This window comes from Flavicella sp., assembly GCF_037132785.1.
Taxonomy (GTDB): domain Bacteria; phylum Bacteroidota; class Bacteroidia; order Flavobacteriales; family Flavobacteriaceae; genus Flavicella.
This window is the reverse complement of sequence record NZ_JBAHZZ010000003.1, coordinates 1-19,837: the sequence shown is the minus strand read 5'-3', so window position 1 is coordinate 19,837 and position 19,837 is coordinate 1. Positions and strand designations below refer to the sequence as shown.

At 31.1% G+C, this 19,837-nt stretch carries 15 protein-coding genes and 3 pseudogenes; 6 read left to right on the top strand and 12 right to left on the bottom strand.

What is annotated here, in order from left to right; genetic code table 11:
• Positions 1–176: 176 nt before the first annotated feature.
• A pseudogene (locus V5787_RS00210) lies at positions 177–395 on the top strand (IS1595 family transposase); the annotation flags it as partial.
• Between the two features lie 541 nt (positions 396–936).
• Here the strand turns inward: V5787_RS00210 and V5787_RS00205 are convergent.
• The 5 genes from V5787_RS00205 to V5787_RS00185 are packed head-to-tail and all read right to left on the bottom strand — an operon-like array spanning position 937 to position 6,566.
• Entirely contained in the window at positions 937–2,250 is a 1,314-nt protein-coding gene (locus V5787_RS00205; protein ID WP_336891278.1) for a TolC family protein, read from the bottom strand.
• 7 nt (positions 2,251–2,257) lie between these two features.
• A complete protein-coding gene (locus V5787_RS00200) occupies positions 2,258–3,367 on the bottom strand; it encodes an efflux RND transporter periplasmic adaptor subunit (protein ID WP_336891277.1) in 1,110 nt (369 codons plus the stop codon).
• A 5-nt stretch (positions 3,368–3,372) separates the two neighbouring features.
• Entirely contained in the window at positions 3,373–4,065 is a 693-nt protein-coding gene (locus V5787_RS00195) for an ABC transporter ATP-binding protein (RefSeq protein ID WP_336891276.1), read from the bottom strand.
• An 18-nt stretch (positions 4,066–4,083) separates the two neighbouring features.
• Complete coding sequence (locus V5787_RS00190) at positions 4,084–5,319, bottom strand: ABC transporter permease (RefSeq protein WP_336891275.1); 1,236 nt, start codon at positions 5,317–5,319, stop codon at positions 4,084–4,086.
• A gap of 17 nt (positions 5,320–5,336) precedes the next feature.
• Positions 5,337–6,566, bottom strand: a complete 1,230-nt coding sequence (locus tag V5787_RS00185) for an ABC transporter permease (RefSeq protein ID WP_336891274.1) — start codon at positions 6,564–6,566, stop codon at positions 5,337–5,339.
• A 326-nt stretch (positions 6,567–6,892) separates the two neighbouring features.
• Between V5787_RS00185 and sucD the strand changes: the two genes are divergently transcribed.
• From sucD to V5787_RS00165, 4 genes are all read left to right on the top strand, one after another.
• On the top strand, positions 6,893–7,777 hold the full coding sequence (gene sucD, locus V5787_RS00180) for a succinate--CoA ligase subunit alpha (RefSeq protein WP_336891273.1): 885 nt from the start codon (positions 6,893–6,895) through the stop codon (positions 7,775–7,777).
• Between the two features lie 163 nt (positions 7,778–7,940).
• Positions 7,941–8,690 (top strand): 3-oxoacyl-[acyl-carrier-protein] reductase, encoded by a 750-nt coding sequence (gene fabG / locus V5787_RS00175; protein WP_336891272.1) that lies wholly within the window; start codon positions 7,941–7,943, stop codon positions 8,688–8,690.
• A 290-nt stretch (positions 8,691–8,980) separates the two neighbouring features.
• On the top strand, positions 8,981–9,448 hold the full coding sequence (locus tag V5787_RS00170; protein ID WP_336891271.1) for a MaoC family dehydratase: 468 nt from the start codon (positions 8,981–8,983) through the stop codon (positions 9,446–9,448).
• A 336-nt stretch (positions 9,449–9,784) separates the two neighbouring features.
• Positions 9,785–10,618: a prohibitin family protein gene (locus V5787_RS00165; RefSeq protein WP_336891270.1), complete on the top strand. Its 834-nt coding sequence runs from the start codon at positions 9,785–9,787 to the stop codon at positions 10,616–10,618.
• A gap of 179 nt (positions 10,619–10,797) precedes the next feature.
• Here V5787_RS00165 and V5787_RS00160 read toward each other — a convergent pair whose 3' ends face one another.
• The 4 genes from V5787_RS00160 to V5787_RS00145 all read right to left on the bottom strand — a co-directional run bounded on the left by V5787_RS00160 (position 10,798) and on the right by V5787_RS00145 (position 17,055).
• Complete coding sequence (locus V5787_RS00160; protein ID WP_336891269.1) at positions 10,798–12,000, bottom strand: TIGR03862 family flavoprotein; 1,203 nt, start codon at positions 11,998–12,000, stop codon at positions 10,798–10,800.
• A 12-nt stretch (positions 12,001–12,012) separates the two neighbouring features.
• Positions 12,013–13,020 (bottom strand): UDP-N-acetylmuramate dehydrogenase, encoded by a 1,008-nt coding sequence (gene murB, locus V5787_RS00155; RefSeq protein ID WP_336891268.1) that lies wholly within the window; start codon positions 13,018–13,020, stop codon positions 12,013–12,015.
• Positions 13,021–13,028: 8 nt separating this feature from the next.
• Positions 13,029–14,228, bottom strand: coding sequence for a pyridoxal phosphate-dependent aminotransferase (locus tag V5787_RS00150; RefSeq protein ID WP_336891267.1), 1,200 nt, complete (start codon positions 14,226–14,228; stop codon positions 13,029–13,031).
• Positions 14,229–14,853: 625 nt separating this feature from the next.
• Positions 14,854–17,055 carry a S46 family peptidase gene (locus tag V5787_RS00145; protein ID WP_336891266.1) on the bottom strand — a complete coding sequence of 734 codons (2,202 nt, stop codon included), beginning with the start codon at positions 17,053–17,055 and terminating at the stop codon, positions 14,854–14,856.
• A 104-nt stretch (positions 17,056–17,159) separates the two neighbouring features.
• On the opposite strand from V5787_RS00145, the pseudogene V5787_RS00140 reads away from it, so the two are divergent.
• Positions 17,160–17,328 (top strand): annotated as a pseudogene (locus V5787_RS00140) (IS110 family transposase); the annotation flags it as partial.
• 174 nt (positions 17,329–17,502) lie between these two features.
• Here V5787_RS00140 and V5787_RS00135 read toward each other — a convergent pair.
• From V5787_RS00135 to V5787_RS00125, 3 genes and pseudogenes are all read right to left on the bottom strand, one after another.
• Positions 17,503–17,739 carry a hypothetical protein gene (locus V5787_RS00135; RefSeq protein WP_336891265.1) on the bottom strand — a complete coding sequence of 79 codons (237 nt, stop codon included), beginning with the start codon at positions 17,737–17,739 and terminating at the stop codon, positions 17,503–17,505.
• A 9-nt stretch (positions 17,740–17,748) separates the two neighbouring features.
• The gene (locus tag V5787_RS00130) at positions 17,749–17,967 is read right to left on the bottom strand and encodes a hypothetical protein (RefSeq protein WP_336891264.1); all 219 of its coding nucleotides are present in this window, start codon (positions 17,965–17,967) and stop codon (positions 17,749–17,751) included.
• Between the two features lie 280 nt (positions 17,968–18,247).
• A pseudogene (locus V5787_RS00125) lies at positions 18,248–19,837 on the bottom strand (hypothetical protein); the annotation flags it as partial.

The window sequence follows — 19,837 nt, the reverse complement described above, 5'->3', positions numbered from 1 at the left end:
TTAAATCATAAAAAAAAATGATGATATTATTAGGGCTTGTTCAACTGGAAAGAACTCGAAGAATGAGAGTTATTCTATTTCAATAATGCCGCCTTTTAAAAAACAAAATAAACGCGTATATTTGAGTAATTGATTGAACCTATAAAATTAACAATCTGTTGCGTTACAACCTTGAATACAAGCAATTACATGTTATAATCATGCAAGTTAAATCTTGGCTAAGAGCAATACCAACTCATGTAAGTAAATGGCATATACAAGCTTATTTTGATGAATTTTGTTTTAGAATCAATCGATCACAGTTTAAATCCAGTATCTTTCACAAAACAATAAATAGAATGGTAATTGCTAAACCTATTTATCAAAATAAAATAAAACAGACGATAAGCGTGTAACTCAATAATTTTTAATTCAACTTAAAAATAAGAGTTGTTCTTCTAACTAATATTGTTCGTGCAGTCTATGTCCTAAATGCCAATCAGGTGTATGAAGTATTTTCATTTAGTTCTCTTTTATTTTTTTGTATAAAACTCAGATATACAGGACTAAAATTAAACAAAAAACTTACCGCAAACAAAACAAGTTTTCTTAGAAGTCTATATATTGTCATTTTCCACATCATAGAAAAACTGGATTGTCAATGGGGGTAGGTGATTAGAAAAGGGAAATTGAAGTATGTTTTTGAATTTTAAACAAAAAAGATGTACCTCTACAATTCATACCATTTTAATATTTAAATGACGCATTAAATTCGTTTTTTAATCTTTCCATATATAAAAAAGGGTTTCTTTTTGAAATAAAAGGAGAGGAGTCCATATTTCCATTCCTCAGAAATAAAGTTACCGTAATTTAAAATAATATCACGCAAAGCAAACAAACAATTTCTATTTGGTTCTATTTGTTTTAGGTGATAGTCTTCAGTTTTTTGTTTCAAAATTAACGAAGTGAAATTCCAAAATAAAACTCAAGGACTCTTGCTTTAAAAAAGTAGTCATATTTGGATTTGATAACATCGTTTTCTGCATTTTCGAAACTCAGTCTTGCCAAGCTATAATCAAAAGAATTCATCAAACCTAAATCAAATTTTTCTTTTGAATAGCGAAAAGATTCTTTTCTTGCAAGTAAGGCCTTTTCTGAAGCTTGAAATACGGCATAGGCTGAAACTACATCAGTATAACTTTGATTGACTTTGCTTTTTAGGTCTATTTTTGTTTGTTCAAGAGCTAATGTGTTCTTTTTTAAGTTGATTTTTGATTGTCTTACGTTGTTACTATTTGTCAATCTATTGAATACAGGAATGCTCAAATTAAGTCCAAATGAATGTGAGGTTCTGTCATGTATTTGATCGCTAAATTCAGGAGATTGGTATAATTCAGATTGAAAATAACTTGTATTGAATGAATAGCCTGCGGATAGGGTTGGATGATACACTCCCTTAGATAATTTAAGATCATCTTTGCTCATTTCAACCGCAATTTCAAAGTTTTTAATATCATTTCTAGTCTCTAGTGCCTTATTGTATATTTGTTCAGCTGATTTTTCTAGAATGCTAGAGGAAGTGACAGCAATAGTGTCCGTAATATTGAATGAATTATAATCTACAATAGTCAATATATTAGCTAAATTAATTTTAGAAATTCTAACTAGGTTCGATGAGCTTATTATTATCTGTTCTTGATTTGCAAGCGTAGCTTCTAGTTCTAGTAAATCTCCTTTAGGGATGACACCCGCTTCTTGGAGTTGAGTACTTCTTTCAAGCTCAGCTTGGTTTATTACGTATTGCCTTTTGACAGTTGTTAAGGATTCTTTGTTAAAGGCAACTTGTAAATAGGCATTGATAATATTTAAAGAGATATTGTCTTTCATGTCTTCTAGTTCGTATTGATTGGCTAGAATATCAAGATTTGATCTGTGTAGTTGCCTAATGTTTCTTAGTCCATCATAAAGTGTAATATTTGAACTGATACCTAAACTAGATGTCTGTGTTGTTGATGTTACATTTAAGTTTGTAGAAGGGTCAGGGTTTAAACCTGTATTCCAAGAATGAGCCAAACTTGAATTTAAATTGGGTAAAAAGTTGCCTATTGCTCCTCTTCTGCTAATTTCTGCCGTTTCTAAATTTAAAGCAGATTGTTTTATAGAAATATTATTTTCTATGGCGTAGTTGACACAATCTTTTAGTGACCAAACCTTTTGGGCGAAAGTTGTAAAACAACAAAGAGAAATCCCTATAAATAGTAGTTTTTTCATGATTGTATTATTTATTATTGTCTTCTTTTGAGGCTTTGTTCCAAACTTTAATTTTATCTGTTTCATTGATTCCAGATAAAATTTCCACATTGATTCCGTCTGAAATACCTAATTTCACATCTCTTTTCTCAAAAACCTGTTCTCCAGTTTCAATTTCCAGAAAAGGTTTTTCAGTTTTTCTGTCGTACTGAATTAATGATTCCTTTACGGCTAAAATATCTATTCTTTTATCTAAAATCAATTCGGCGTTGGCACTATATCCAGCTCTTACATAGGTAGAGTCGTTAAGAGTTAAAGCTGCCTTTATTTTAAACAATACTGCCCCCTCGTCTTCTGTTCCTTTTGGAGCTACAAAGTTTAATCTTGCTTTGTATATAACTCCTTCTATGGCTCCTATTTTTACATCGAGAAGTGTACCTTCTTTTAATTTTCCAACTTCAGCTTCGTCTACGTTTCCTTCAAAAATCATTTTATTCAAATCAGCAATAGAAGCAATAGTAGTACCTTCATTAAAGTTATTACTCTCAATAACTTGATGTCCTACCTTTACAGGTATTTCTAGAATTGTTCCCGTTACGGTAGATCTTATATTTGTATTCGCTGACGTGGAAGAGTTAGCAGATCCTACTTTGATAATTTTATAATCACTGTGAGCATTTTCAAGTTCTTGAACTGCTTGGTTGTAGTCTAATTCGATAGAATTAAAATTTTGAATAGCAATAACACCTTTGTCAAGTAGTTTTTTATTTCTATTGTAATCTCTTTTTATATTACCTAGATTTAATTCGGCAATTTTAACTCTACCTTGGGCAGAGTTTAAAGATTTTTCATCAGGGATGATTTTTATTCTGGCTAATAAATCTCCTGCTTTTACAAAATTTCCTTCCTCCACAAGTATTTCAGCAATGATCCCAGAAATTTGAGGTTTGATGTTTGTTTCGTCTTCAGGAGTGATTTTTCCAGTAGCAACAGATTTTTTTTCGATAGTTGTGATAAACGCAGTGTTTGTTTTGTATAAAACAGCAGATTTACTATTGTTTTCTTTAAAGAACCAAAGTACCCAGCCTAAAAGTCCTAGGATTATGATTACTATTAAAATTTTAAGTGCTTTTTTCATGTTTATTAGGATTTTATTTTAGTATGCATTAATTCGTCACTAACGATAATACCGTCTTTTAAACGAACCAATCTATCTGTTTGTCTTGCGATGTCTTCTTCATGTGTAATAACTACAATTGTCATTCCTTCTGCGTTGATGTTTTTAAGAATTTCCATAACCGATTCTGAAGTAGTGGAGTCTAAGGCTCCTGTTGGCTCATCTGCAAGGATTATTTTGGGTTTTGTAACTAAGGCTCTGGCTATTGCAACACGTTGTTTTTGCCCACCTGACAATTCATTTGGTAGATGTTTGGCCCAGTCTTTTAGACCAACGTTATCTAAGTATTCAAGAGCTATTTGTTGACGCTCTTTTTTTTTTATTCCTTTGTAATAAAGAGGAAGTTCAACATTTTCCAAAGCCGTTTTGTAGGAAATCAAATTAAAAGATTGAAATACAAACCCGATAAATTTATTTCTGAGAATAGCGCCTTTTTTCTCGTTAAGATTTTTTATTTCCTCTTGGTTTAACGTGTATTTGCCTTCGTCATGGCTGTCTAAAAGACCTAGGATGTTTAGCAAAGTCGATTTTCCTGAACCTGAAGCTCCCATGATAGAAATAAATTCTCCTTCTCTTATATGAAGATTTAGCCCTTTTAAGACATGTAAAAAGTCGTTTCCTACAGGGTAGGATTTGTGTAAATTCTCGATTTTAATCATTTACAATTTTGTTTTATGTTATTCATCGCTTAAGGCTTCTATTGGTTTTATTTTTGTTGCTCGGTTCGCAGGAATCATTCCTATTAATGTGCCTAAAACAGCTAAGCAGATCACAGCAAATATTACTATAGGAATGGAAACTGATGGGTTTACTAAGACTGCTTCATCTCCTTGCCCAAATTCACTGTCAATAAATATTAATACCAAGCCACCACAAATAATTCCTAATGTACCTGCGATCAGAGAAAGAGATAAAGCCTCTAAGATAATTTGTCGTTTGATCATAATAGGTGTAGCTCCTAATGCTCTTCTGATTCCTATTTCTTTGGTTCTTTCCGTTACCGTAATCAATAAGATATTTCCAATGGCAAATACACCTGCAATTAAAGTTGCGATTCCAACAAACCAAGTTAAAAATTGCATACCTTTTAAGAAACCTGTCATTTTGGAGTACTCTTTTCCAAAATTAAAACCTCCAAAAGCCCTTGGATCATCGGGGTGTACTTTACAAAGGTTTTTAAGCAGTAATTTTGTGTCTTTTTCAATTTGATTAATATCAGCATTCGCTAGGCCAGTAATCATTAGCCAACCAACATTGTCTCCTACGTTATAAAGTTGTTGAAAACAAGAAAAAGGAATATGTACACTGTCTTCTCTGTCAAATTGACCAGCTTTAAAAATTCCAATCACTTTAAAACTGATCTCGTTTATCTGAAGATTCTGTCCAACTCCTTCTTCTTCTTTTTTAAATAATTGTTTAAAAACTTCTTCTGAGATAACAACAACCTTTCTTTTCTTATCGATGTCTTGATGATTGATAAATCTCCCAAAACTTAAATTTTTCTTTTGTACTTTGTTTAATTGGGGGTAATCTCCGAAAACAGTATAATCGGCAGATTCAAAATTCCGGGTTAATGTACCAGTTCGTTCATATCTAGGTACAACAAAATCTATTCCGGGTATTTCATTTTTTATTTTCTCAACATGATTTAATTTTATTCTGATACGTCTGTTATCTTGAAAACCTTTGAACGGAATACTTGTACTTTGACCCCATACAAAAACACTATTGGTGGCAAAATCACCAAATAACCTGTTAAACGAATTTTCCATTCCCTTAGCACATCCTAATAAGGTAACTAGCAAAAATATACCCCATGTAACACCAATAATGGTAACAAGAGTTCGCAATTTGTTTTTACGAATGCTTTCGTAAATTTCTTGCCAGGTATCAGATTCAAATAAAAATTTCATTGTTCGTTTACAGTGTTTTAATCGTTTCTAAGGGCTACTATAGGCTTTATTTTTGCAGCTTTTCTTGCCGGTAAATACCCTGCAATGCATCCTGCAATAATTAGGGTAATCATAGCTGATATAATCATACTTGTGCTTACACTTGGGTCAGTAATAAAATAATCGTTTAGTTTGTTACCTATCAAAGAAAGTGTTCCGATTCCTAGTAGCATACCAACATAACCCGCGATAGAGGTAATAACGATACATTCTATTAAAATAAGCGAAATAATAGATTTTGGTTTTGCTCCTAAAACTTTCCTAATTCCAAGTTCCTTGGTTCGTTCTTTAACAATATAAACCATAATATTACTGATTCCAACGATACCTGCAACAAGACTTCCAAAGCCGATAAATATAACCAACAACCCAATTACGAACGACATTTGACTTGTTTGTTTTCTTGTTTCGGCATAATTTCTAGTACGAATGGCTCTTTGGTCATCTGGAGCCACAGAAAATCTCTCTTTAAAATCCTCAGTGATTCTATTTGTCAAAGCAACAGTTTGATTGAAATTCATGCTTTTATCATAAGTAAGTCGAATTTCATCGATGTATTCTTTGTTAGAGAATATGCTTTGTGCTGTGCTTACAGGCATATATATGATTCTTTCTTCGTTGTCTCCTCCGTCATCTTCAAAAGTACCTATCACTAAAAAAGAAATTCCCTGCATAATAACATATTTACCAATTGGGTCAGTATTGCCAAACAAATCCTTAACGACGAGTTTACCGATTACAATATATTTTTGCTTTGTAATAATATCATTGTTGTTTAAATATCTACCATAAGTAACGTTTGTACTTTCAATAAATTGATGGTCAGGGTGTACTGCCCGTATACTATAACTGTTTTTATTTCCTTTATAAGAACAGTTGAAATTTTTGTAGAGTCTAGCAGTAATATATTCAATTTGGTTATCGTATTGTTTTTTAGCAAAATCAAAATCCTTATTAGAAAAATTTATTTTTTTTCCTGTTTGATTTCCTTTATAAGGTTTTGAGGTTTTACCAGATCTAATGTAAATTGTGTTACTGTTATCATTAGAGAAAAGTTCAGAGAAGGTGTTTTGAAGACCGTTTGAAATACCCGATAGCAGCGTAAATATTAGGATAGCAAATAAGATGGTGAAACCTGACAAGGCACTCCTTAATTTATTTTTATTTATACTTTGAAAAATTTCGTTCCAAAGGTCGGAATTGAACATATGAGAAAGTCTAGATGATAGGAATTAAAAATAATATTATAATTAATAGTCAATTGTTATTAGTTCTAAACTTTTGTTAAAACGAGTGTTTATCGGAATATGGAGATTTTGATAAAAGGATGACGATAGATTTTAATGTTCATTATATCAAAGATAGTTTTTTTTTGATAAAACCAAAATATGTAAGCGATAAATAAAGAATAAAGAGAATTAAAGGTGTTAGAAATTAGGAAATATTAAAACTTGCTTTGACATGTAGTTCTTTTAGAAAATATCGATACTTTTGTTTACTACAAAATAAAAAAAACATAAACAAAACTTCTATTATGAGCGTTTTAGTAAATAAAGATTCAAAAATTATTGTTCAAGGATTTACTGGTAAGGAAGGTACTTTCCATGCTGGTCAAATGATTGATTATGGGACCAACGTTGTTGGAGGGGTAACTCCAGGAAAAGGAGGGCAAGTTCACTTGGGAAAACCCGTGTTTAATACAGTTGCAGATGCTGTTCAACAAGCAGGAGCAGACACAACTTTAATTTTTGTACCACCTGCATTTGGGGCAGATGCGATAATGGAAGCTGCTGATGCTGGAGTCAAAGTGATTATTTGTATTACAGAAGGTATTCCTACTGCTGATATGGTAAAAGTAAAAGCATATTTAGAAGGAAAAGAATCTCGTTTGATTGGACCTAACTGCCCAGGAGTAATTACTCCTGATGAAGCGAAAGTTGGAATTATGCCTGGATTTATTTTCAAAAAAGGAAATGTGGGTATTGTTTCTAAATCAGGAACATTAACATACGAAGCTGCTGATCAGGTTGTAAAACAAGGCTTTGGTATTACTACTGCAATTGGAATTGGAGGAGATCCTATTATTGGAACTACAACAAAAGAAGCTGTAGAGATGTTTATGAATGACGATGAAACAGAAGCAATTGTTATGATTGGTGAAATTGGAGGTCAGTTAGAAGCAGATGCTGCTAAATGGATTAAAGCTGATGGAAATAGAAAGCCAGTTATTGGTTTTATCGCTGGGCAAACAGCCCCTGCTGGTAGAACAATGGGGCATGCTGGAGCTATTGTAGGTGGAGCAGAAGATACAGCACAAGCTAAAATGGCAATTTTAAGAGAAAATGGAATTCATGTAGTTGATTCTCCTGCAAAAATAGGAGAAATGGTTGCAAGTGTTTTGAAACAACATAGGTTTTAAATCACCTAATCGATCTGTATCTTTTGTAAGGTATAGATCGTTTTTTTTGCATAAAGTCTTGTTAGTTTGGTTATTGAGGTAATCGAGTTGGTTTTTAGGATCATTTTTATTCTGAATTGTATTGGTTTAAGTATATTTGCTTGCAAATTAAAAAATATTGAAAATGAAACTTCTTGAAAATAAGACGGCAATAATTACTGGTGCTACTAGAGGAATTGGAAAAGAAATTGCGATTACCTTCGCTAAACAAGGTGCAAATGTAGCTTTTACTTATAGCTCTTCTGTAGAGGCGGCTGTGGCTTTAGAAAAAGAACTAGAAGAATTAGGTGTAAAAGCAAAAGGTTACCAATCTAATGCTGCTAAGTTTGACGCAGCTCAGGAATTGGCTGTAGAGGTTTTGAAAGAATTTGGAACGATTGATGTTTTAATTAATAATGCGGGAATTACAAAAGATAATTTGTTGATGCGTATTAGTGAAGAAGATTTTGACACTGTTATTGAAGTGAATTTAAAATCTGTTTTCAATTTAACGAAAGCTGTAATTCGCCCGATGATGAAACAAAGATCAGGTTCTATTATTAATATGAGTTCTGTTGTAGGAGTTCAAGGAAATGCCGGACAAACGAACTATGCAGCCTCTAAAGCAGGAATGTTAGGGTTTACTAAATCGGTAGCCTTAGAATTAGGGTCTCGTAATATCCGGTGTAATTCAATTGCTCCAGGATTTATTGAAACTGAAATGACAGCAAAATTAGATGAAAAAGTTGTTGATGGATGGAGAAAAGCTATTCCATTAAAGAGAGGGGGTTCTCCTGAAGATGTTGCGAACGCATGTGTGTTTTTAGCATCAGATATGTCTGCTTATATAACTGGGCAAACTTTAAATGTTGATGGAGGTATGATTACTGCTTAAGACGATCACTTACAAAAAAGAAAGCTACTGTTTTTATATTCAGTAGCTTTCTTTTTTGTAAATAAGTCCCATTAAACTTAATTGAATAATAAGTGTTGTTTATCAGGGAATTACCTAATAAATGTCATGAAATAATTCTGAAAATTCGTGAACTTTATAGCTGAAATTACGCAGACATATAAAAAAGGAGAATTTATAGGAATGCTTATAAATGTAAAAAGTTTGACTATATTGCCTACTAGCAAAGTGGTTTTAAATATTTATTATTAATTAAAAATAGTGTATAAACAATGAGTGTAGTAATAATCAATAGTTTTGACGAGTATAAAGCTTTCGAAGGAAAAGTAATTGGTGCTTCGGAATATATAAAAATTCCTCAATCACAAATTGCACAATTTGCAGATGCTACTTTAGATCATCAATGGATTCATTTGGATCAAGAAAGAGCGCAAAAAGAAAGTCCATTTAATACAACTATTGCACACGGGTATTTAACATTGTCTTTGTTGCCGTATTTATGGGGGCAGATAGTTGAGGTTAGAAATAACAAAATGATGGTTAACTATGGGATTGAAAATTTTAAGTTTATTAAGCCTGTATTAGTTGATAGTGAAATTAGATTGGTTGCTTCATTGAAATCTATAGTGAACTTGAGAGGAACTTCAAAAGCAGTTTTAGGAGTTACTATTGAAATCAAAGGAGAAAAAAAACCAGCAGCTCAAGGGAATATTATTTTCTTGTATACGTTTATGAGTTGAATACAGCGAATTAAAAATATATCTTTTGAATTTAAAAGAAAAAATAATGGTGAATATTGATATGTTTACCATTTCTTATTTTTGTCCAGATGGAGGTTGCCAAAATTTGACAATTTATCTATTACACTGTACAGTGAAGAGAAAATTGATGAGTCTGTTATTTATGACGTATAGTTAAGATATGATTGTGAGTTTGCAGGTTGTTGTTTTATTCTTGGAGAAGAAAATTTCACGCGTTTGAGAAAAAAAGTAAAAATAAATAAAACTTCTTTTGAAGTTATGAATTAATTAATATTCAAGTTGTAAATTTACTTTTAATTTAAAAATACAATAATTATGAGTAACGGTCAGTTAGATATTCGTTTTCCTAAAGGGGGAGCAGTTTTTATTATAATAGCAGTTTTAGCGGTTATATTTTTTTCGAAATCAACAATTACAATAGACTCTGGAAAAGCAGGTGTTTTGTATAAAACTTTTGCAGGTGGTGTTGTTACTGATGAACCAGCGCTAGGAGAGGGGTTTCATTTTATTGCTCCTTGGAATAAAGTTGTTATATATGAAGTTCGCCAGCAAGAGCTTTTGGAAAAAATGAAGGTTTTGTCTTCTAATGGATTGGATATAGTATTGGAATTAAGTGCTTGGTATCAACCTGATGTTGATCAATTAGGCTTATTGCATCAGAAAAAAGGTCAAAATTACTTAGATAGAGTTATCAAACCTTCAATTAGATCTGCTGCCAGAAGTGTTGTAGGAAGATATACACCTGAGCAAATTTATTCTAGTGAACGAGATGCTATCCAAGACGAAATATTTGTAGAAACAAAGATTATTTTAGATGAGCAATTTGTTCAATTGAACGAAGTATTGGTACGTGATGTAACTTTGCCTCCTACAATTAAAATGGCTATTGAAAATAAATTGAAACAAGAGCAAGAGTTTTTAGAATATGAGTTTACAATTCAAAAAGCTGAAAAAGAAGCTGAGAGACAAAAAATTGAAGCGGAAGGAAAAGCTTCTGCAAACAAAATTTTAAATGCATCTTTAACATCTAATATTTTAAAAGAAAAGGGAATTCAAGCGACAGTTGAATTGGCAAAATCATCAAATTCTAAAGTGGTTATAATTGGTTCAGGAAAAGATGGAATGCCTTTGATTTTAGGAGATAATTAAATTGAAAGTAATAAAATAATCAATACGATACTTGCAGGAATGTTTTTTATTTTCGCAGTGGTTCAGTTGAATGATCCTGATTTGGTATTGTGGTTTTCATTATGTTTTTTGGTAATACTATTTTTTTTGTATGCAAATTTATAAAAAAAACCAAGAAATTTAATCATAACATTGGTTATTTAATTTGATGTATTTATAATATTTTGAGAAATATGATAGGCGGTAGAAAAACAGCCTTGTAATAAAAAGCCACCAGTAATGGTGTCCCAATCAAACATTTCCCCAGCGATATATACGTTGGGGATTTTTTTTAGGCTAAGATTAGGATTAAGTTCTGTCATAGAAATACCTCCTATGGTTGAAATAGCCTCTTCCATTGGTTGTAAGTTTGTGATTGGTATATAGAGGTTTTTAATTGATTTAACGAAAGAAATGGGGTTTAGATAAGTTTCTTTGTCTGTAAATGACTTTATAAGAGCTATCTGTGTTTTGTTTAGTTTGAATAGGTAACTGTAGTTTTTAGGTAATGTGGTAGCTGTGATCTTATCTAAAAGGTCTAATTCTGTATTAAACGGTTTTAGATCTACTTTTATTTGTGTGGAATTATTAGTTTTAAGATTTTCTCTGACAAGGGCAGAAATAGGGTAAATAGCATTTCCTTCTAGTCCATAATTGCTAATAACAGCTTCACCTTTTATAGTGATTCCATTTATTGAAACTTGTATATTTTTTAGAGGTGTGCCTATATGTTTTAAAATCTCTTTATGGGTGAAGTCAATTTTTAAGCCACAATTAGAGGCTTCAAAGTGCTTTGTAGCAATTCCAATTTTCTCAAAAACGGGGAGCCAATCTCCCTTGGATCCTGTCGCTGACCAAGAAGCACCACCAAGTGCAAATATACATTTGTCAAAAATCATGGTGGTGGTGGAACCATCAATTGTTTTAAAAATAATTTCATTTTCGGTAAAGTCAATGAATTCATGTTCAAAATGAATCGTTGCGTTTTTTTCTAAAAGTCTATCTTTTATAGCGTTTAACACCTCAATAGGTTTGATCCCTTTTATAGGGAATATCCTTCCGCTAGATCCAATAAAGGTATTTATTCCTAGGTCTTTTAGCCAATTTCTAGTGGAGCAGGAATCGAAGTTATTTAAGATAGGAGTGAAAAAAGATGTAGGTGAATATTTGGAAATTAAATTTTGCCCAGTTAAGCTATTACTTAGGTTAAAGCCACCTTTACCAGCAACTAAAAATTTTCTTCCGAGAGTCTTTCCTTTTTCGTAAAGATGTACTTCATGGTTTTTGCTTAGCTCCAAAGCTGCCATCATACCTGCTGGACCACCTCCAACGATAATTATTTTTTTTATTAGTGATTTTTCCATGGGTAAATGTGTTTATATTACATTTACTTCGATATCTAGTGGCATACCGAAATTTTCATAAATTGTTTTTTGGATGTTTTGTGCAAGTGCATACACTTCTTTACCCGTGGCATTTCCATAATTAACCAATACCAATGCTTGATTTTTGTGAGAGCCCGTTTCTCCGATTCTTTTGCCTTTAAAGCCACTTTGTTCTATAAGCCAACCAGCAGGGATTTTTACTTCTTTATCTGAAACGATATAAGAAGGGATTTCTGGATATTTTTTCTTTAATTTGGAAAAGTCCTGAATCGAAATTATAGGATTTTTAAAAAAACTTCCACAATTTCCAATTTCATTAGGATTGGGGAGTTTAGTGTTTCTAATGAAAATTACTGCATCACTGATATCCTTTAAATTAGGACTCGTGATTTTTTTTAAATCCAATTCAAATTGAATAGCACCGTAAGAATAATTTAAGGAATGATTGTTTTTTGTCAATTTAAAAACAACTTCAGTAATAATATATTTTCCTTTTAGTTCGTTTTTAAAAATTGAGTTTCTATACCCAAAATTACAATCAGAGTTTTTAAATGTTTTGCTGATACTCGTATTTATTTCAATTGTTTTTACCTTATAAATGGTGTCTTTTACTTCTGTACCATAGGCACCAATATTTTGAATAGGAGAGGAGCCAACATTTCCAGGAATCAAAGATAAATTTTCAAGACCACCATAATTTTTGGAGATACACCAAAGAACAAAATCATGCCAATTTTCACCTGCTTGAACAGAGATTAATACTTCATTTTTATTTAATTCCTGATCTTCAATTCCCTTAGTGTTAAGGTGAATTACAAGTTTATTAATGTCTTTAGTAAACAGTAAATTACTACCACCACTTAGTATAAAGATTTCTTTTTTTAATTTTAAGATTTCTAGTAGCTCAGAGATGGATTTAACAGAAACATAACTTTCAGCATTTACATCAATTCCAAATGTATTGAAGTTTTTTAATGAAATATTATGTTGTATTTGCATAGAGTTGATTAGATGTTTTCTTCTTGATATTGTTGTAAAGCAAGTTTTAAAATTTCCACTGAACGAATTAAGTCTTTTTGATTTAGTACGTAGGCAATTCTAATTTGTGACTTGCCAATGTTTTTTGTTGAATAAAACCCACTAGCAGGTGCTACCATAATGGTTTCGTTCTTGTCAGAAAAGTTTTCCAGCATCCATTGCGCAAAGATATCAGTATCATTTACGGGAAGTTGAACTATACAATAAAAAGCTCCTTTAGGAGTAAAAACGGTAACTCTGTCTAGTTTTTTTAGTTCCTTTATTAAAATATTTCTTCTTTGTGTGTATTCCTCTACAACTTCAGTAAAATAATGTTGAGGAGTTTCTAATGCCGCTTCAGCAGCAATTTGCGCATAGGTTGGAGGACTTAATCTAGACTGTGCCATTTTCATGACCGTAAACAAAAAATCTTTATTTCTAGAAATAACACAACCGATACGAGCACCACACATACTATACCTTTTTGAGACAGAGTCAATCATAATTGCATGCTGGTTGATTCCAGTTTCACTTAAGATCGAATGATGTTCTTCTCCGTCATATACAAATTCACGATATACTTCATCTGCAATTAAAAATAAATCGTGTTTTATTGCTAGATTTTTAAGTTGTTGTATGTCTTTTTTAGAATAAACAATACCTGTAGGATTTCCAGGGTTACAAATTAAGATTGCTTTGGTTTTGTTTGTAATAACCTTTTCAAAAGCAGAAATATTAGGCAAAGCAAAATTATTCTCAATAGTAGAAGTAACTGGAATTACGTTTACTCCTTTAGTAATAGCAAAAGTATTATAGTTTGCGTAAAAAGGTTCTGGAATTATAATTTCATCATGTGGATCCGTAATAGAAGCAATTGTAAATAATAAAGCTTCAGAAGCACCAGTTGTTACAATAATATTTTCTTTATGAATATGAATGTTGTTTTTTGCGTAGTATGTAACTAATTTTTCGCGATAAGTTTCAGATCCGTCAGAAGAAGAGTAACTTAAAATATCAATGGTATTGTTACGAACTGCGTCGAGTGCTACTTTAGGTGTTTTTATGTCTGGTTGTCCAATATTTAAGTGATAAATATGGATTCCTTTCTTTTTCGCAGCCTCAGCAAAAGGAACCAATTTTCTGATGGGTGACTCGGGTGTTAAAATTCCTTTTTTTGATATTTTAGGCATATATTATTTGTAAAATTAGTTTGTAAAAGAATGAACAAATTTAATGTTAATATATGAATAGTCTTGGTAATAACTTCTTTTTATGTGAAAAAGATTGGTGTTTTGTGATTTAACTAAGGAAGAGATCTACTTGATAAAATTTGCCTTAAGACACATGGAAGAGTCATACTTTTATTGTGAAGAGTCATTAAATTATCCCCATCTGGCTTTCAATTTACCTCCATTAGCTCCTTGTTTCTTTATTTTTCTATTAGTGTCATCTACTTGCTTAAAAACTGTGATTAGACCAAATAAACATCAAAATGATTGATTAAATTAGTTTCTATTTCCTTTATATTTCAATATAAAATAGAACCGTAACTAGGCTATGCTCTTATATTATTTATTTCATCTAAAGAAAAAAATAATTCAAATTTATTATCAACCAATCTGAAATTCATTTAGCATTATATATTGTCCGAACTCATGGGTTTAAATAATTATTGTCAACATAATACATAACAACCATCTAATTAAAAAGACTGTAAACCAGTTGACTAATAAATGGTTGTTGTAGGTAGTCTATTTTTTCTGATAAAGCTACAAAAATTTGAAGTAATGTAGACTTGTAAAAAAATAAAATCAATTAGTCAACTATCAAAGTTGTTTTTGGTCTTACAAGTTTCATTTCATCTAATAGATATTTAGCGTCACCATACTTATCAATAATGAATAAAATGTACTTTACATCAACCATAATATTTCTACAAATCTTAGCATCATAGTTATAGTCGCTCATTGTTCCTTCCCATACTCTATCAAAATTTAATCCAATAAGGTTACCATGAGCATCTAATGCAGGGCTACCAGAATTACCCCCTGTAGTGTGGTTTGTTCCAATAAATCCGACTGGTATTTTTCCGTTTTCAGCATAAATACCAAAATCCTTTTCCTCGTATATTTTTCTTAACTTTTCAGGAACATGAAACTCATAGTCTCCGGGTATATATTTTTCCATTATTCCGTCCAAGTACGTTTTAGGATAATAATATACACCATCTTTTGGCTCGTATCCATCTACTTTACCCCAAGTAATCCTTAGAGTACTATTTGCATCAGGATAAAACTTTTTGTTTGGCATCATCTCTATTTGAGCAGCCATATATATACGTTGTAATTTTTTAATTTCGGCATTAATCTCTGAGTATTTAGGTTTTACCTTTTCATTGTAGGCTTTTATCATACTCACTCCTATTTTGTATGCAGGATCTTTTTTTATTTTAGCAATTGCCGATGATGGTGATTTAGACAATAACATAAACATATCTGTATCATTTACCAACGCTGATTTGGCAAATACTTTATCAGATAATTTGGTATAATTATTATTATAATCGTCTATTTCTTCTACCAAATATTCAGGCAAGAAAGATTTATCAATACCTTCTACATATTCTTGAATAAGGGTTGTAAATACTTTTTTATCAACGTCAGAATTATAGTTCTTATAAAAACCTTTCAAATAGTTATCTATCTCAGGTTTCATTGTAGTAAAATATTCATCTGCTTTATCTCCTGCTTCTTCGTATTTATTTACTAGACGGTACAGTACCGAAGAAACTTTTAGTATTTCTACATTTCTATAAACAATTTCGCTATAATAATTGTGTGCCAGATTGTACTTTTCGAATTCGGAATAATACTTATCAAAGTCAGAAAGTAAATTACCATATTTTGCTTTTGATATAGGGTTTGAATTTATATTTTCCATCAATTCTACCTCGTACTTTTCCCTTTTAGAAATTGCACCTGATACCTCAAGACCTTTGTTTTCTCCTATCCACTTTTTCCAGTAGTTAGCAATTCCAGCATATTTAGATGCGTACTGAATATTAATTTCTTCATCGGCTCTCATTTCTTTATCTACAATCTTAAGAGCTTTGATTCTTATCTCTATTCTTGCTGGGTTGATTACATCTTTGATTTGCTTAATAGCCACCGAAGGTAAATATTCTTGTGTACGACCAGGGAAACCATAAACCATCGTAAAATCACCTTCTTGAACTCCATCTAAAGATATTGGTAAAAAGTGTTTGGGCTTATAAGGAATATTTTCTTCAGAATATTCTGCAGGTCTATTTTCTGTTGATGCATAAATTCTAAATAGAGAAAAATCTCCCGTGTGACGTGGCCATATCCAGTTATCTGTGTCTGATCCAAACTTGCCAATCATTGATGGTGGTGCCCCTACCAGTCTAACATCTTTATAAGTTTCGGTAATAATAGCAAAATACTGATTACCATTAAAAAAAGGTTTCACTTTTAGGTTTTGATATTTTTCTATTTTGATAATTGAATTCAGAATTACAATATTTTTTGATATTTGAGTTCCTCTATCTACTTCAGTCATTTCTGGATTTACACCCAAAAGAATCTCATTTGTTACATCTTCTATTTTAATAATAAACGTTGCTGTCAACCCTGGATTTGAGAGTTCTTCATTCTTGTTCATAGCCCAAAATCCATCTTTCAGATAATTGTTTTCTAATGTAGAATGTGCCTGAATTTTTCCGTATCCACAATGGTGATTTGTCAACATTAATCCTTGATTAGAAATCATTTCTGCAGTACAACCACCTCCAAAATGTACGATTGCATCTTTTATACTCGAATTATTAATGCTATATAAATCATCGGCAGTTAACTTAAGACCCATATCTTGCATATCATCAATATTAAGTTGTTTCACCAACGACGGAATCCACATTCCTCCATCTTGTGCACTTAAATTTGAGGTTGCAAAAAGCAGGGCTACAATATTTAAAAGTAAAAATCTAAAAAATCTCATATATTTTTTTTATTGGGTTTGAAGCAAAGATAAATTAGATTTTATAATTATGCTTAATTTAAATAATGAATTTTAAGGAAAATCGACATAATAGAAAGCTAAACTATAACCAAGCTTGTAAGACACTTTATGATAGGATTGTAGCAAAAGGGAAAGAGTAAAAAGTTAGCGTTAATAGCGGTTTGTAATAAGCTCTTGAAACAAGCCTTTGTAATTGCTAAATCTAGAATTCCTTACGATCAAAATTATAGAAGTACTTTACAAGTGAATTAATCAAAATTTATTTGTTTTTTACCACAGTTCTTTGTTGCCCACAGTTATTTTCCGCTCAATGTTCAAGTTGAGGGATAACTTTCGCTTTATTTTTTCGGAGATGGTGGTGGTTTAGTATTCACGCTACTAACTGTCGGTTTTGGTTTATTGGAAGTGCTTTTTGCTTCTCCTTGATTATTGTTGTTGCTCTTGTTCGGTCTTTTCTTGTCCATCGTTTTCTATATTTGCTAAGTCGATTATTATTTCTTTTTTGTTTAAAGATAAATATATTTCTCCAACCTCATAGAGATATTTAGAGTCTGAATAATTGTAAACAGCCACATCACACAACCTTATTTCAGAAATATTGTCATTTTCGGAAAATGATTTTACCCATCCGTGATAAGTCAATTGATTTCTTATATCTCTCAAATAAATATATTAAACCTCTTTAGAGTTTAAAGACATCGAAAATAGGTTCTCATCTCCAAATTTGCCTGAAATCCCCAAAAATCCAGCAACTCTATTAATAACTTTTCGATTCTCAATCATAGTTGCTATAAAAGCCAGTATTATTGAAATTATTGAAGCGAATATTACTTCTTTATATGGAATAGATGAAGCGTCGTTAAGATTGCTCCAAATCGTTAATTCTGACATCGATTTTTTTTAATTGTGGGCAACCGACTTGAATATGGTTAGTGCTGAATGAAAATACAATAACTTCGGATTTAGCACTTGCTTTATAAGCACAAAACAAACTTTGAAGTTAGTAATTAGCCAGAATTAACTATATTTTTTGTTAACGGTTGCCTTTTTTTGCGTTTTAATAGTTAAGCTTTTCATTCTTTGTATAAACTCGATTTGTGTTTTTTAATATTTTTTTGGGAACTCTAATATGAACTTCATCTTATGTAGATAGATTGCTTTTTGATAAATATCATTCTTCATTTGTAAGTTTTACATTTCTATCTTTCAATGTTTTTTTTAGTTTGTTACTTGGGTTACTGTTTTCCAAACCAATTATTTCTTTTAAATTTGGTAATAAATCTAAATCATAAATAGCTTTATTACTTACTTTAAAAACTTCATCTCCTGCACCAGGATCCCAATTAGAATACATTTGGTATATAAATTCTGAGCCTCCATCAAGCCCACTGTCTTGATGTAATATTTTTACTTTTTTAAGTAAATTTTCTGGAATTTCTAAATTTCTAAAATATTTTTTTACTTCTGGGATTACTTCATACGCATCCGTTTCAATCTCTTTTGCGGTATACTCTTTTGCAAAAATATGTAAATCAAAAAAAGGTAATAATACTTTTTGCTTATACATTAGTTCTTCAATTACTAAAAACTTAAAATGTAAATCTTTAAAAATGGTTATTGGTTTGTTGTTAAGATTGTAAACTTTTGGTTTGTTTTTAAATTCAATTGCTTTTTCAAGAAGATTTTTTAATACTCTGGCTTCTATATTATTTGGGTATGATTTTAATACCATTTTGGCACTTTGGGCTGTGGATTTTGATACTGCTATCCTACGTATTGCTGTGTTTTCTTTTTTAGCATATAGTTCATGCCAGTTTGTAGAGGTTTCTATCAAATCCTTTTCATACGTATTTACAATATGTTTAGCTACCTTCGGATTATCTTTTATTTTTTCTAAATGTTTTTCCAACTTCTGTATAGTATCTTCTTTATTTGTAATACCTAATTGACTAAGCAAAACATTTTTCGTGAAATAAGTAATTTCCTTATCTGATAAATCATTCTTCAACACTAATGCTGTTATTTTTGAAGCATTCTTATAAAAAAAGTCACTTGGCTCATTGTATTTACTAAATAACTCGGATGCTAAAGGGCAATATTGCTCTATGCTTTTATCATTTTTCATATAAAACAAAACCAAATCAGCATACGTATTAATTGGAGCACTATTGCACTTTAAAACAGAAATCACCAAAATAGATATGCCTCCTAAATAAGCCTTAATATATTCGGGAATTAAATTTGCCATTTCCGTTCTATCTATATCATATTGCTCAACATGATTTTTATTTTTCCAAGAATGTGATGTATGGTAAAAATATAGTTTAATTATATTGTCTATTAACGTACTATATTTAGAACTATTAACGCCAGAAATAATTATAAAATCTGATTTCCCTATGAGTTTTTTTAATGTTTCTTGGAGTTGTTTGTGGTATTTGAGAAGGACTAAAGGATTTGGTTTATAATCACTATTTGAAACGATTTCAGTATAATAAAATAAGGATTTTACTTCTTTTTCATCTTTCCAATCTATACTTGTTAACCAGTTGATTAATAACTCATAGATTTCATTTTCAAAAGTAAAATCATTTTCCATTAGCGTTCTACACTCAACCCAATCTTCTATTTTTCCATAATTAAATAGGTCTTTTATTTCTTGTTGGTTTTGTTCTATCACTTTCCGCCATTCTTTTTGAATACTTTGCGTGTTGATTGGTTTTGATTGTCCAAACTTAGCTTTTTTACTTACTCCAAATAA